General features: G+C 69.9%; 12 protein-coding genes. 6 read left to right on the top strand and 6 right to left on the bottom strand.

The features are described from left to right. Nucleotides 1-10 precede the first annotated feature (10 nt). From WME95_RS09115 to WME95_RS09095, 5 genes are all read left to right on the top strand, one after another. Nucleotides 11-2,839: a CHAT domain-containing protein gene (locus WME95_RS09115; RefSeq protein WP_437908029.1), complete on the top strand. Its 2,829-nt coding sequence runs from the start codon at nt 11-13 to the stop codon at nt 2,837-2,839. Between the two features lie 45 nt (nt 2,840-2,884). Beyond that, the gene (locus tag WME95_RS09110) at nt 2,885-3,130 is read left to right on the top strand and encodes a hypothetical protein (protein WP_437908028.1); all 246 of its coding nucleotides are present in this window, start codon (nt 2,885-2,887) and stop codon (nt 3,128-3,130) included. 290 nt (nt 3,131-3,420) lie between these two features. Continuing rightward, on the top strand, nt 3,421-6,129 hold the full coding sequence (locus WME95_RS09105) for an FG-GAP-like repeat-containing protein (RefSeq protein ID WP_437908027.1): 2,709 nt from the start codon (nt 3,421-3,423) through the stop codon (nt 6,127-6,129). A gap of 603 nt (nt 6,130-6,732) precedes the next feature. Further along, the gene (locus WME95_RS09100) at nt 6,733-7,173 is read left to right on the top strand and encodes a hypothetical protein (protein WP_437908026.1); all 441 of its coding nucleotides are present in this window, start codon (nt 6,733-6,735) and stop codon (nt 7,171-7,173) included. A 104-nt stretch (nt 7,174-7,277) separates the two neighbouring features. Then, nucleotides 7,278-8,297, top strand: coding sequence for a restriction endonuclease (locus tag WME95_RS09095; RefSeq protein WP_437908025.1), 1,020 nt, complete (start codon nt 7,278-7,280; stop codon nt 8,295-8,297). A 124-nt stretch (nt 8,298-8,421) separates the two neighbouring features. Here WME95_RS09095 and WME95_RS09090 read toward each other — a convergent pair whose 3' ends face one another. Further along, nucleotides 8,422-8,640 (bottom strand): hypothetical protein, encoded by a 219-nt coding sequence (locus WME95_RS09090; protein ID WP_437908024.1) that lies wholly within the window; start codon nt 8,638-8,640, stop codon nt 8,422-8,424. A gap of 134 nt (nt 8,641-8,774) precedes the next feature. Between WME95_RS09090 and WME95_RS09085 the strand changes: the two genes are divergently transcribed. Continuing rightward, on the top strand, nt 8,775-9,713 hold the full coding sequence (locus tag WME95_RS09085) for a hypothetical protein (RefSeq protein ID WP_437908023.1): 939 nt from the start codon (nt 8,775-8,777) through the stop codon (nt 9,711-9,713). A 120-nt stretch (nt 9,714-9,833) separates the two neighbouring features. Here WME95_RS09085 and WME95_RS09080 read toward each other — a convergent pair whose 3' ends face one another. The 5 genes from WME95_RS09080 to WME95_RS09060 all read right to left on the bottom strand — a co-directional run bounded on the left by WME95_RS09080 (nt 9,834) and on the right by WME95_RS09060 (nt 12,376). Next, nucleotides 9,834-10,127: a type II toxin-antitoxin system RelE/ParE family toxin gene (locus WME95_RS09080; RefSeq protein WP_437908022.1), complete on the bottom strand. Its 294-nt coding sequence runs from the start codon at nt 10,125-10,127 to the stop codon at nt 9,834-9,836. After that, the gene (locus WME95_RS09075) at nt 10,124-10,339 is read right to left on the bottom strand and encodes an addiction module protein (RefSeq protein ID WP_437908021.1); all 216 of its coding nucleotides are present in this window, start codon (nt 10,337-10,339) and stop codon (nt 10,124-10,126) included. Before WME95_RS09075 ends, WME95_RS09080 begins: the two co-directional genes overlap by 4 nt. Nucleotides 10,340-10,457: 118 nt before the next feature. Next, nucleotides 10,458-11,048: a Uma2 family endonuclease gene (locus tag WME95_RS09070; RefSeq protein WP_437908020.1), complete on the bottom strand. Its 591-nt coding sequence runs from the start codon at nt 11,046-11,048 to the stop codon at nt 10,458-10,460. A gap of 57 nt (nt 11,049-11,105) precedes the next feature. Then, the gene (locus WME95_RS09065) at nt 11,106-11,726 is read right to left on the bottom strand and encodes an RNA polymerase sigma factor (RefSeq protein WP_437908019.1); all 621 of its coding nucleotides are present in this window, start codon (nt 11,724-11,726) and stop codon (nt 11,106-11,108) included. Next, complete coding sequence (locus WME95_RS09060) at nt 11,708-12,376, bottom strand: hypothetical protein (RefSeq protein ID WP_437908018.1); 669 nt, start codon at nt 12,374-12,376, stop codon at nt 11,708-11,710. The genes WME95_RS09065 and WME95_RS09060 overlap by 19 nt, the downstream gene beginning before the upstream one ends. Nucleotides 12,377-12,426: the final 50 nt, after the last annotated feature.

The raw sequence follows: 12,426 nt of genomic DNA, 5'->3' as shown, positions 1-12,426 counted from the left end.
CTGCTCCGCGATGCCACCCCGCCGCCCCGAGCGCGCCGACCGCGACATCGATCCTCGCCCCCGCCGCTCGGCAGAACGCGCCTCGCCCGGGTCGCCGACGTCGCGCGGCGCACGCCGCCGCGGGCGGCTCCTCTCGCTCGCCGTGGCGGCGCTCGTCTCGGCGGCCCGGCCCGCGCCGATCGCCGCGCAGCCGAGCCCCGCCGAGCCGGCGAGCGAGGATGTCGCCGCGGCCCACGGGCGCTGGAGAGCGGCCGTGGAGAGAGACGATCTGGCCGAGGGCGCCGCCCTCGCCGACAGGTACTTCGCGCTGCTGGAGGGCACCTCCGGGGTCGATAGCGAGCTCGCGCATTTCTACCTCGGCTACGGCGACTACGCGCGCGCCGAGGCGCTGCTGGTGCGGGGGCTGACGCGCGAGCAGCCCTCCTTCAACGACGAAGGGATGCTCTATGCCCGGCTCGGCAACGTCTACCTGGACCTCGGGGACCTCCAGAGCGCCGAGGAGCTCCTGAAGCGAGCCCAGCCGCTCCTCCAGGGCTGGGGTGAGTTCTATGCCGTCGATTCGCTCGCGCGGCTGTACCTGGAGCGGCGCGCGCTGCGCTCCTTCGCGGAGGCGCTCGACAGGATGCGCGTGATCCTCAGGGAGGCCACCGGCGGCTCGGGGTGGGCCTACGCGATCCCGGATCTGCGCGCGGCGCAGCTCTCCTTGCGGCGCGGGCAGGTCGAGGAGGCCGAGCGGCGCCTCCTCGACCTGCGCCCGCGGCTCGATCCCGCGCTCCCGGCGCAGAGCGCGGTGCGCGCCGATCTGCTGGAGGAGCTCGGCGTGCTCTTCACCCGCAAAGGCGATCCCGGGGCGGAGGCGCTGCTCCTCCAGGCGCTTGTGATCCGCGAGCGGCTCTTCGCGCCGGATCACCCGGCCATCGTCCGCGCGCTGGGGCACCTCGCGAACCTGCACGTCGCGCAGGGCCGGACCGCCGTCGCCGTGCGGACGCGCGAGCGGGCCGCCGGCCTCCAGGACCGGAGCGCCCGGGCCAACCTGGCGAGGGGCTCCGAGCGGCAGAAGCGCCTGTACATGGGCCTCGTCCAGCGCGACACCGACGCGACCCTCTCGCTGCACCTCCAGGGTGCCCCGCGCGACCAGGCCGCGGCGCGGCTCGCCCTGCGGTCGATCCTCCGGCGCAAGGGGCTCGCGCTCGACGCCATCGCCGAGAGCTTCGCGTCGCTGCGGCGGAGCCTCGACGCCGAGGGCCGGGCGCTCCTCGGCGCCCTCACGCAGCTCGACGCGAAGCTGTCCACCGCGATCACGCGCGGCCCGATCGACCTCCCCGCCGAGGAGCACCAGCGCGAGGTGGAGCAGCTCGAGGCCGAGCGCCAGCGGCTCGAGTTCCAGCTCGCCGCGCGGACGCGCGCCGCGCGCCCGGCGGACGCGAAGGAGCCGCCGATCACCGTCGAGGGCGTGCAGGCGGCGATCCCGGACGGGGCGGCGCTCGTCGAGATCGTCCAGTACCGGCCCCACGACCCGTTCGGGCCGCCGGTGCGGCCCACGTGGGGCAAGCCTCGCTACGCGGCGTATGTCGTCGGGCGGCGCGGGGACGTCACGGGGGTGGATCTCGGCGACGCCGCCGCCATCGACGCGGCGGCCGCGGAGCTCTCGCGGGACCTCTCGAACCCGGAGCGAGACCCCCGGGAGCGCGCGCGCCGCCTCGACGCGCTCGTGATGCAGCCGATCCGGGGCGCCCTGGGCCCCGCGCGCTGGCTGCTCCTCAGCCCGGACGGCGCGCTGAACCTCGTGCCGTTCGCCGCGCTCGTCGACGAGGAGGGCGGCTATCTCATCGAGCGCGCCTCGTTCACCTACCTGACCAGCGGGCGAGATCTGCTGCGCGCCGCGGGCGCCGCGGCGCCGCAGGCCGGAGCGCCGCGTGGAGGCGTGCTGGTCATCGCCGATCCCGCGTTCGGCAGCCCGTCGGAGCTCGCGCCGGACGACGACGCCACGCGCGGGCTGCGCTCCGCCGAGCTGGCCGGGGCGCGCTTCCCGCCCCTGCCGGGCACGGAGCGCGAGGCGGAGGCGGTGCGGAGCGCGCTGGCCAGCGCGACGGTCCTGACAGGCCCGTCAGCCACCGAGGAGGCCCTCAAGCGGGCGCAGCGGCCGCGCGTGCTGCACATCGCGACGCACGGCTTCTTCCTCCCGGACCAGGGCTCCCCGGCCGATCCGCCGGGCACCCGCGGCGCCGCGATCGAGGGCCCCGCCTTTCGCGAGAACCCGCTCCTGCGCTCGGGCCTGGCGCTGGCCGGCGCGAACGCGCGGCGGAGCAGCTCGGACGAGGACGACGGCATCCTGACGGCGCTCGAGATCTCCTCGCTGGACCTCCACGGGACCCAGCTCGTTGTGCTCTCGGCCTGCGAGACCGGCCTCGGCGAGGTGCCGCGCGGCGACGGGGTCTACGGGCTCCGCCGCGCGCTGCTCCTCGCCGGGGCGGAGACGCAGGTGATGAGCCTGTGGAAGGTCGGCGACATGGCGACGCGGGATCTCATGACGTCGTACTACGCGGCGCTCGCGCGCGGCGGAGGGCGCAGCGAGGCGCTGCGGTCGGCGCAGCTCGAGATCCGGCGTGAGCGCCCGCACCCGCACGCGTGGGCCGGCTTCATCACCTCCGGCGAGGGCGCCGCGCTCGACGGCAGGCAGGTCGCGCCGGCCTTCGCGCGCGTGGCCACGAGCCCGCGCGGGTGCGCCTGCGCGGCCGGCGAGGAGGGCCCGGGCGCTCCGCCCGCGCTCGCCGCGCTCGCCGCGGCGCTCGTCCTGGCCGCGCGGAAGCGCTGGCCCCGCAGGCCCGGGAATTGGTAGACGTCGACGCCGGAGCCCACGCATCGCGGGCTCGTGGAGGTCTGCATGCGTCGATCGGCGATCGTTCTGGTGCTCCCCGTCCTGACCTGGATGCTCTCTGCCTGCGGAGGCGCGCAGGCGCCCGAGCAGCCCGCCGCCAAGGAAGGCGAGGCCGAGGTCTGCCCCACGGGCGATCCCAGCGTGCAGCCGTGCCCGGAGGGCTGCGTGTGGGACGAGAAGGTCCAGAAGTGCAACAAGGACCGCGGCATCATCGTGCACTACAACCCGGGCACGACGGCCCCCAAGCCGTGAAGTGATCACCCCCCGTCGAGCCACGCCGCCATCTCCGGCAGGAGGCCTCGCAGGAGGCCGATGACGCGCGGGCTCGACCGCGCACGTCCCCGCCGGAGAGCGCTGCGGAGCAAGCGCCCCTTGGCGCGCCCTTCGCCACGTTCGAACCGCTCTCTCGACCCGTGAACGAGGCGTCGCGACGCGAGCGGCCCCGCCGAGCCGCCCCGCGCTCTTGCGCGGATCTGTGAAACCACGCTCGCCGACCCTCCGTAGTAGCTGTTCGAACGTCACGACGCGAAGGAGGGAATCGCATGAAAGACGGCCGCATTTTCGCGGAGCCGAGGAGCCTCGGCCACGCCACGTGGGCGAAGAAGATCGTGGTGGGCGACTTCACGGGGGACGGGAAGCCCGATTTCGCCGTGCTCCACTGGGAGACCGGCGGCCGGTGCGAGGTCGAGGGGACCAAGTACCTCAAGGGCTATCTTGTCCGACCCTTTCTCAACAACACCCCTCCAGCCGGTGGAGACGCGGTGTTCGCCGCGATGCCGAAGATCGAATTCATCAACGACGACTACCGCCTCTACAACCTCTATTTCAGCGACATCGCCGTAGGCGACGTCGACGGCGACGGCCGCGACGACATCCTGGTGGTGAGCGCCCACGCCGACCGCATCGACGTCTATCTGAGCAACGGCGACGGCACCTTCCAGCCCCGCATGGAGGTCCGGCCCAAAGGCGTGAACGACGCCTCGTACATCACGCTCGGGAACTTCAGCGGCAGCGGCCACCTCGACATGGCCGTCCTGCACGTGTCGCTGGTGTTCCCCGGCAACAGGTTCGACCTCAAGCTCAGCTTCCTTTTCGGAAATGGCGACGGCACCTTCCAGGATCCGGTGACGATCGACGAGGGCTCGTTCAGCAACGGCGACGCCGACGACGGCGGCGGCTATTACAAGGGCCCTTCCTTCCAGGTGCTGACCTTGAAGCAGAACGTCCTCGTCGGCGCCGACCGGCGCGACGTCGTCTCCCTCAACGGCGTCCTGCGCTGGTGGGACGGGACTGCCGTCCAGAGCGACGGAAAGAGAGCCTTCCAGGAGATCAGCGCTCCTCTCGGCACCGCCAGGACCACCCATGGCCTCCTGGGCCCGGATCGCTCGGTGCTGGCGTCCTCCGGAGGGCGCGTCCTGCGCGGTTCGCAGTACCTGCCCGCCGATTTTCCCGTGGGCTTCGACGCCGACACCGAGAACCTCGACAAGGCGTGGATCGGCTACGGGGGCGGGCCCGTCACCAAGGTCTTCTCGGGCGCCCATTTCCTGATGGACGATCTCGACGGGGACGGGTTCGTCGACATCCTGGTCTTCTCCGACAAGCTCGACGCGAGCGCCGGTGACCACCCCATCGACGATTACTCGCCGGATCACCTGGGCAATCGCATTCTGGCGATCTTCGGCGACTCGCACGCGCGGGGGCCGCTCCAGCTCGACATGCCGCGGTTCGATCCCGACCGCATCAAGCTGCTCGAGAATGCCCCGTTCTTCGGCGGCGGACACCGCGCCTGGCACGCGGCGCTGGGCGACTTCGACGGCGACGGCTTTCGCGATCTGCTCACGCTCACCAACGCCGGCATCCTGCTCCACCAGAACCTCGGCAAGCGGCCGCTCCAGAGCCTGCCGCCGCGGGTCCTGCAACCTACCGTGGAGCCGCCTCACGCGGCCGGCAACGAGGCCTGGTACGGTGACACGGTCCGGATCCCGTTCGAGACCTTCGACTCCAGGAAGGTGATCGCCGCGATCTTCCGGCCGCGCGGCCGCCCGACCGAGGGCTCCGGCGTGCTCATGTACCATGTCGAGGCCGACCAGGGTCTGGTGCTGATCCCGCCGGAGGAGCGGCTGGCCCCGGGCGACTATGATCTCAGCGTGTTCAACGGAGCGGTGGAGTCGTCCAACGCGGTTCCGATCAAGCTGCTGCTGCGCACGCTGAGCTTCGAGTCGGTCGCCCGGCGCCCGGTCGAGAAGAGGGCGTCCCACGCCGTCGTGCGGGCCAAGGGCTTCTTCGGCTCGCCGGGCGACTTCCGAAAGTGCCAGTTCTCCTGCGCTCCCCAGGGGAGGCCCGGGCCCGAGACTTCCCTGGAGGTGCTGCGCTTCATCGACGCCGGCACCGCCGAGCTGCGCCTGCCATTGAACCTGCCGCCCGGGCCCTACGATCTGATCGCGACCAACGGGGCCCGCGGAAAGGCCACGACGTTCCTCGACCTGCCGGCGTACTCGCCCATCCTCCAGCGGGTCTCGTGGGTGAACCAGGACGGCGGGAGCGCCGCTGGAAGGAAGGAACCCGGGAAGCCCCAGACCGGCGCCACGATGCGACCGGGCGCTTACCTGGAGATCCTGGCCTCCCATCTCTACGCGCCGGACACCACGCGATGGGAGCTGCTCGACTCGGCCGGAACCGTGGTGAAGTCCGGCGCGGGGAGGACCATTGACCTGCCCATCGCCAATGACAACCTCAAGGGCACCTTCGTGGTCCAGGCGTTGCCCGACCTCCCGACAGGCACCTTTGAGGTGCGCCTCGTCACGGCGCTGGGCCTGCGCTCGGACCTCTCCGGGCCGATCCAGACCGCGGCCAAGGTCGAGCCGCCGAAGCCACCCGACGACAAGAGCACGACGTTCTACATCGGGGTCGAGAGCATCACCGAGGCGACCCCTTGCCATATCGACGAGGTGAAGGCGGAGACGTACGACAACGACGTCGCGGACCCTGCGAACTGGGGCGCCCTGCAGAAGCTGAAGAACACCTACGTGAACCCCGGAGACTTCGTGTTCACGAAGGTCGACCCGTACATCCCCGACCTTTGCACGAAGCGCCACTGGATGTTCGAGCTCACCGACGACGACGGGATGGACTACTCGGGCGAGGTCGCCGCGATTTCGAAGGAGCGGGCCACGTTCGACCTCCAGACTCGCTACAAGCTCGACAGGGGAGGTGTCATCCACAAGCTCGAAAAGACAACGACGAGCCCCTGAACTGGGCGCAGGGCGCCTTAGGCGACCCGGAGCCCCGAGCGTGGGGGTTCGGGGCGCAGGGCGCCATAGGCGACCCGGAGCCCCGAGCGTGGGGGTTCGGGGCGCAGGGCGCCATAGGCGACCCGGAGCCCCGAGCGTTGAAAACCACCGTCCTCCGCCGCAAGGGACTCGGAGACGCCGCGTAGCGCATCGCAACAACATCCCGGGCCAGACCAACGCCCGGAGGGCGACGTCTGCCGGCAGCTCACCGATGCGCCCCTTGTCTCACCCTGCGCCGCCCGGGGCCGGCTCTCTCGACCCACGAACGAGGCGTCACGACGCTCGCGGGCCCGCCGCTTCGGTTTGCCGCGCCACACTTCCTCGCGATGCGATCCGGCTTCCTTTACCTGCGCGCTCAAGCCGCCTTGACGGAAGCGACCCTTTGATCTCTTCTTCTGCCGTGTCAGCGAGATCTTCCACGAGAATGCATGTATGCAAGAACCGATGACCCGTGGCTCTCTGATACTCAATGCAGCAGCCTACTCGGACGTGCTGTGTGACGAGGCTGGGGTCCGCCGGGTTCGTCAGGCGCTCTCTCAGGAGCTCAGGAGGGCGCTGGCCACCATGTCCAGCACGGCGTGGTACCCTCGCGCCTACTACGTCGAGGTGCTGCGCGGCATCGTCCAGGTCCACAACGAGCCATCGCAGAGCTACCTGGACGTCGTGATGTGCGGCCGGACGGTCTTCGAGAACGAAGCGAACACCTTGATGAAGCTGCTTCTCAGGGTGATGAGCGCTCGGCTCTTCCTCCGGAAGTTTCCCGACTTCTGGGCGCAGGATATGGTCGGCGGGACGCTGCGGGTGGATTGCTCGCAGATCGAGCGGAACAAGGTGACGCTGCTCTTTACCGGGGTCGCAGGGTTCGAGCACCTCGGACCGCTGTGCGTCGGTTTCGCCGGCCGTGCGCTGGAGCAGGTGACCGGCAAGCAGGTCGACGCGACCCAGACGGGCTGGTCGTTCGACGAGCCAGATGCGGATGAGGTCACGTTGCGCCTCTCGTGGTGAGCGCGCCGATGCGCCGGTGTGAGCGCGAGCGGTGACTGCCAGGCTGAGGATGCGGCAACATCCCTGAGACACAGGGCGGGCCGGTTCGGGTAAGATGCTCGGCCATGTGGATGATCCGGGCTGGGCGTGGCGGCGAGAACGTGGACGAGTTCCTTAAGGACGGCGTGGCCGCCTTCGCTGACGATCGGGACCTGGGCCAGATCCCCGCAGAGGTGACCAAGGACGACCTTCGCGGCCGCTTCGCGAAGGTCTACCCGGACGAGAAGGAGGGCAGCCGAGAGTCCTGGGCGAGCCAGATCCTGCGCTTCATCTCCGAGATCAAGGTCGGCGACGACGTAGTCACCGGCGACCGCGACCGGCGCCGATACGTCCTCGGGAAGGTGAAGTCTGACTACCAGTGGAACTCGAACAACGCGGCCGAGCGGCACTACCGCCGCGTCGACTGGACGCACGAGGTCGCGCGGGACGCGCTGTCGACGGCGTCCAAGAACACGCTTGGGTCCGTGCTCACGGTGTTCAAGGTCAACGCCGATGCGGCGAAGGACCTGCTCGAACGCGCGGTGCCGCTCGGCAAGCTCGAACCGCCGCCGATCGCGAAGCCCACGCCCTCGGAGAACGAGACCGAGGACGAGGCCCTTGAGATGCTCTCGGCGGAGACGTTCGAGAAGGCCGACCAGTTCATCGAAGACCAGATCGATAAACTCGACTGGAAGGAGATGCAGGAGCTGGTGGCGGGCATCCTGCGAGCGATGGGCTACCGCACGACCGTCTCGGAGCCCGGGCCCGATCGAGGCGTCGACGTCTTCGCATCCCGTGATGGTCTCGGTCTGGAGGAGCCGAGGATCTTCGTCGAGGTCAAGCACCGCACACAGGCGATCGGCTCGAAGGAGATCCGGGCGTTCGTGGGCGGCCGGAAGGCCGGAGATAAGTGCCTCTACGTGAGCACGGGCGGCTTCTCGAAGGACGCGATGTACGAGGCCGAGCGTGCTTCGGTCGCCGTCACGCTCATCAATCTCCCGAAGCTGCGGCAGATCCTCGTCGACTTCTACGAGAAGCTCGACCCGCAAACGCGTGCCCTCGTCCCGCTCAAGCAGCTCTACTGGCCGATCGTCAACGTCGGGTGACGTGGCCCGCCCAGGCCGCCCCCTCGCTCCGCTGACCCACTTCGTCCTGGGGGGGCTCCGCTTAGCGCGAATCTGATGCGGCGCGCAGTCGGTGCGGTCCTTCTCGTCGCCACAAGCAAGACGTTCAGCTGAGAGCACCGGCCCTCGGGCCCTCCGCGCTCTTCACCGAACGCGGCGAGCTCCTGCAGGCGGCCGGATCGACGCCGGACACGAAGAGCGACATCACGACGTCGAGCCGGAGCTCCGGGCCGTCCGCGTGGACCGCGACGGCGGCGAGCGCCGCAGGGGGGCCCCCTGTCGCACGGGCATGACACCCGGCGTCGCGCCTGCGTGACAGCGTCACGACGTTGTTCCACGTTGCCCACGTCGCTCGCTCCTGACGGGCTGAAATCCGGGCGATCCGCGCCGTGCGCGCACAGGTACGGCCAATGCACTGCTCGAAATGCGCAGGAGACCTCACCAGAAATGGAGGCGAGTATGTCGAACGTTAGGCGCATTCCGGGTGTTTTCGTCGCAGCTACGCTGCTCGCGGCAGGCTGCGCGGTCGAGGCGGGCGATACGGGGCAGGTCTCGGGGGAGGCGTCCGCGAGCCAGGCCTCGCACGGTTTCGGGCGGGAAACGCCCCAGGAGAGCGCCGGCGACCCGCCCGCTCGGGCCGTCGAGAGGATCGAGGGCAAGGTGCTGAATCGATTCGTGGTGCCGCGTGTCGGGACGGTATCGCTGATCGACGAGGATCCGAGCAGCGCTGCGCCCCGGATCGGCGTCCTGGTCGTCTCTTCGCCCGAGGACGACAAGCTCATGCCGCTCGTCCACGAAGACGGGACCGAGATCACGCCGCTCGAGTACCTGCTGAGCGCCGACGCCTCGGCCGACGTCGCGCCGCGGCTCTTCGAACAGCACGTCTCGATCGCCGGCGGGACACGGATGCTCTCCGTCGTCTACGACGCGGGTCCGGAGGTGACCGCCGGGAGCTGCGCAGCGGCGTCGTGGCAGAGCTACTTCGACAATGAGGCGCTCTCGTTCGGCGGCGTGGACGATCCCGAGCACCTCCCGAGCATGACCACGTCGTTGCCGAGCTGGACGGCGAGCGGCTACCTGGGCAAATACTCGCGCATCGTCGCCGGGGCGTGCTTCGTCAGCCAGGGCGACGGCAACGACGACCTGACGGTGAAGATGGAAAGGCGCGTCGGCGGAAGCTGGCAGACCGTGAGTGGAACGCAGGTCACGCTCAATACGACGATCAACGGCGGCAAGGATCGCTATCTTTATTTGAGCGGCTCGTCTTGTTATGACCACGAACGCCGCATCACCGTCGCGGGGCGCCCCCCGGGTGGCATCTACCCGCCGGACAAGTTCCACCTCTCGGGCGCGTGGGGAGGGCAGGCGAACGGCTGCTGGATCGAGTCGGGCGGCTGACGCGCGCCCGCCCCTGCGCCTCCCGCGCGAAGAACCGCCGCGCGCCCCCCTCCAGAACGCGCCCCCGTGGAGCACAGAACGCTATTTCATTGGATGGGTGGTTGCCATTCCGGAATTCGATCACGCTCGGCGCTTCCACTCGCGAGGATGTCGGCGGCCGTGAATCACTCCAACAACCACGATGGCGGCGGGCAGGATCCGGTAGAAGACCGCGTACGGGAAACGCTCGACGAGTACGCGCCGGAGGTCTCGGTACAGCGGCGGGTACGAGAGCGGTGCGCTCCAAATGCGTTGGATGGCGTCATCCAGCTCTCGCCGGAAGACGGCGCCGAGCCCAGACCGCTGCTCCTCGTACCAGCGGAAGGTCTCGAGGGCTTCGGCGCGAGCTTCGGCGAGGAAGACAACGCGGCTCACGGCTCGTCGGTGGTCATCTCGGCACGGACGTCCTCCCAGGGGACACCGATGGGGCCTTCGAGATCGAGGCGATCGAGTCGGCGGTCAAGCTCATCGCGGAGCTCGGAGCTCAGAGACAGGTCCTCCGAAGAAAGGCTTCGCCAGAGGTCATCGATCAGAGCCAGCTTCTCGTCTGCGGTGAGCTTGGAGAGGTCGAGCGCGGGCTTGCCCATGGGCGTATCCTGCACCAGAGGGGCCGGCAACGCCAGCGCACGGGAGCCTGCGGTTCATGCCGCATCAACCATCCGCCGGGCGATGGATTCCCAGCTCCGTGACGGACGAGGGGCTCCCTTAGCTCGCCCAGAGCACCGAGAGATCGAGCTCGACGGCGTCGAATGGCTCGACGCGAACGCGGGCGGCGTCGCGGTGGACCACCGCAGGTCCAAAGCGGCGATCCGCGCCGAGCACGTACACCTCCAGCGTCCGCTGGATCGGGTCGACCAGCCACGCGTGCCGCACACCCTCGCGCGCGTAGATCGGCATCTTCTCGTCGCGGTCGACGTCCTCGGTCGAGGCGCTCAGGACCTCGCAGATCCAGTCCGGGGCGAGCGCGAAGTACGCCGTCTCGGGCAGCTCGGGCATGCGCTCGCGGCGCCAGCCGGCGATGTCCGGCACGAGCGCGTCGATCTCACCAGGCGCGTGCGGGTCGGCGAAGTGCAGCTCGGGCTCTACCAGGATGCGCCAGCCGCCAGGGCCCCCGCGCCCGCGCCCGAACGCGCCGACGAGCTCGGTCGCCAGCTCTGTCTCTGCCTGTGCATGCCGCGGCGCCGGCCGGGGCATGACGTGGAGCACGCCCCGGATGAGCTCTGCGACCTTGTTCGGCGGGACGGCCTCGAGGTCGGCGTACGTCGCGCGGCGCGGCTTCTCGGCGGGCTGACCCATGACGGAAGCCTGCCCGTGAGCGGGCGGCGGGGCAAGGCGTCCAGGTGCGCCCGTCGCTCACCCTCGCCGCGGCCGCAGCGCCCTGATCAGCGCATCGATCCCGCGGGAGCGCCACCTGTAAGCCGTGCTGACCGGCGCGTCTTGCTGCTCGGCCACGTCCTCGATCGACATCTCGAAGATGTCGTGGGCAATGATCACGTCGCCCTCGTGCACGGGTAGCTGGTGCAGCGCCTCGAGGAGGGCAAGACGCCGCTCCTCGCGCTCGATGGCCTGATCAGGCGTCGGTGCCTCGTGCTCGGCGTGGGGCGGGGTCGCGACGATCTCCTCGCGTTGCACCCGGGCACTTTCGAGGTGATGGCGGACGCGATGATAGGCCAGCGCCCGTATCCAGACACGAAGCGCTTCTGCGGGCTGTACGTCCGGGTCGGGGCGGAAGCGGCCCTCTTCGCTGGCCTCCCACGCGGCGAGGAGCACGTCTTGCGCGAGGTCTTTGACATCCTCGCGTGTCGCCCGGCGACCTCGGAGGTAGCGCGCGACGAGGGCGCTGACGACGCCAGCTTGCGCGACAAGCTCGGCAGACGTGAGGCGCCTTGGTGCAAAGCGCCGGTTGTGAACGACGATTGCGAGAAGGAAAACGACGAGCTGAGCGAGGGTAAACGCTACTGCGTCCGTCGCCATGCCGCTACCCCCTGAACAGGAACGATCGTGACGTACAGCGCGATCAGCATCGACTGCGCGAGATCCCAAGCAGTGAAGACGCCGAAGCGGTAGGGGCCCGCGAGCATCGACATCTCGGTGATGATGATCAGGCCTGTCGCGACGTGGTGAACCTTCGCCCGCTCCCTCCCGGCGAACCACAGCAGCAGACAGCCGACGGACGTGCAAAGCGCCGCGAGCTGCAAGGCGAGGTAGGCCTTGCCGAGGAGCTCACCTCGGAAGGTGGGGTATCCGGCAGCGAGGCCCGCGACCGCCACGACGTACACCGCGAGCACACCCCACGGGCGCCGCCGGCCGAAGATCCACACCGCGAGCGCCGCCACCCCGGCCATCCAGCCGACGAACAAGGCGCTCTCGACGTGCCCGGCGACGCGAACCCAACCCGTGAATGGGGCTCCCCCGAGCTCGGCCCGCACTGGCTGCAAGACGTAGAGCCGAATGACCCGGCGCACGACGTCGGAGACAACCCCGTATCCGAGGAGCCATGTGATGGGGCGGTGCTCGGGGCGATACCGCGCGACGACCAAGGCCAGGGCCGCCGACAAGACGGCGAGCCCGTACAGCGAGGGGATCACCCCACCGACGGTACGCGGGGCTTCGTTTCGGGCCAAAAACCGCGCTCCTCCGGTGCAGGAGCACGGGAGGTGTCCGGGGCGAGCTC

This window comes from Sorangium sp. So ce327, assembly GCF_051530205.1.
Classification (GTDB): Bacteria; Myxococcota_A; Polyangia; order Polyangiales; family Polyangiaceae; genus Sorangium; species Sorangium cellulosum_B.
This window is presented reverse-complemented; position numbering and strand designations above follow the sequence as displayed.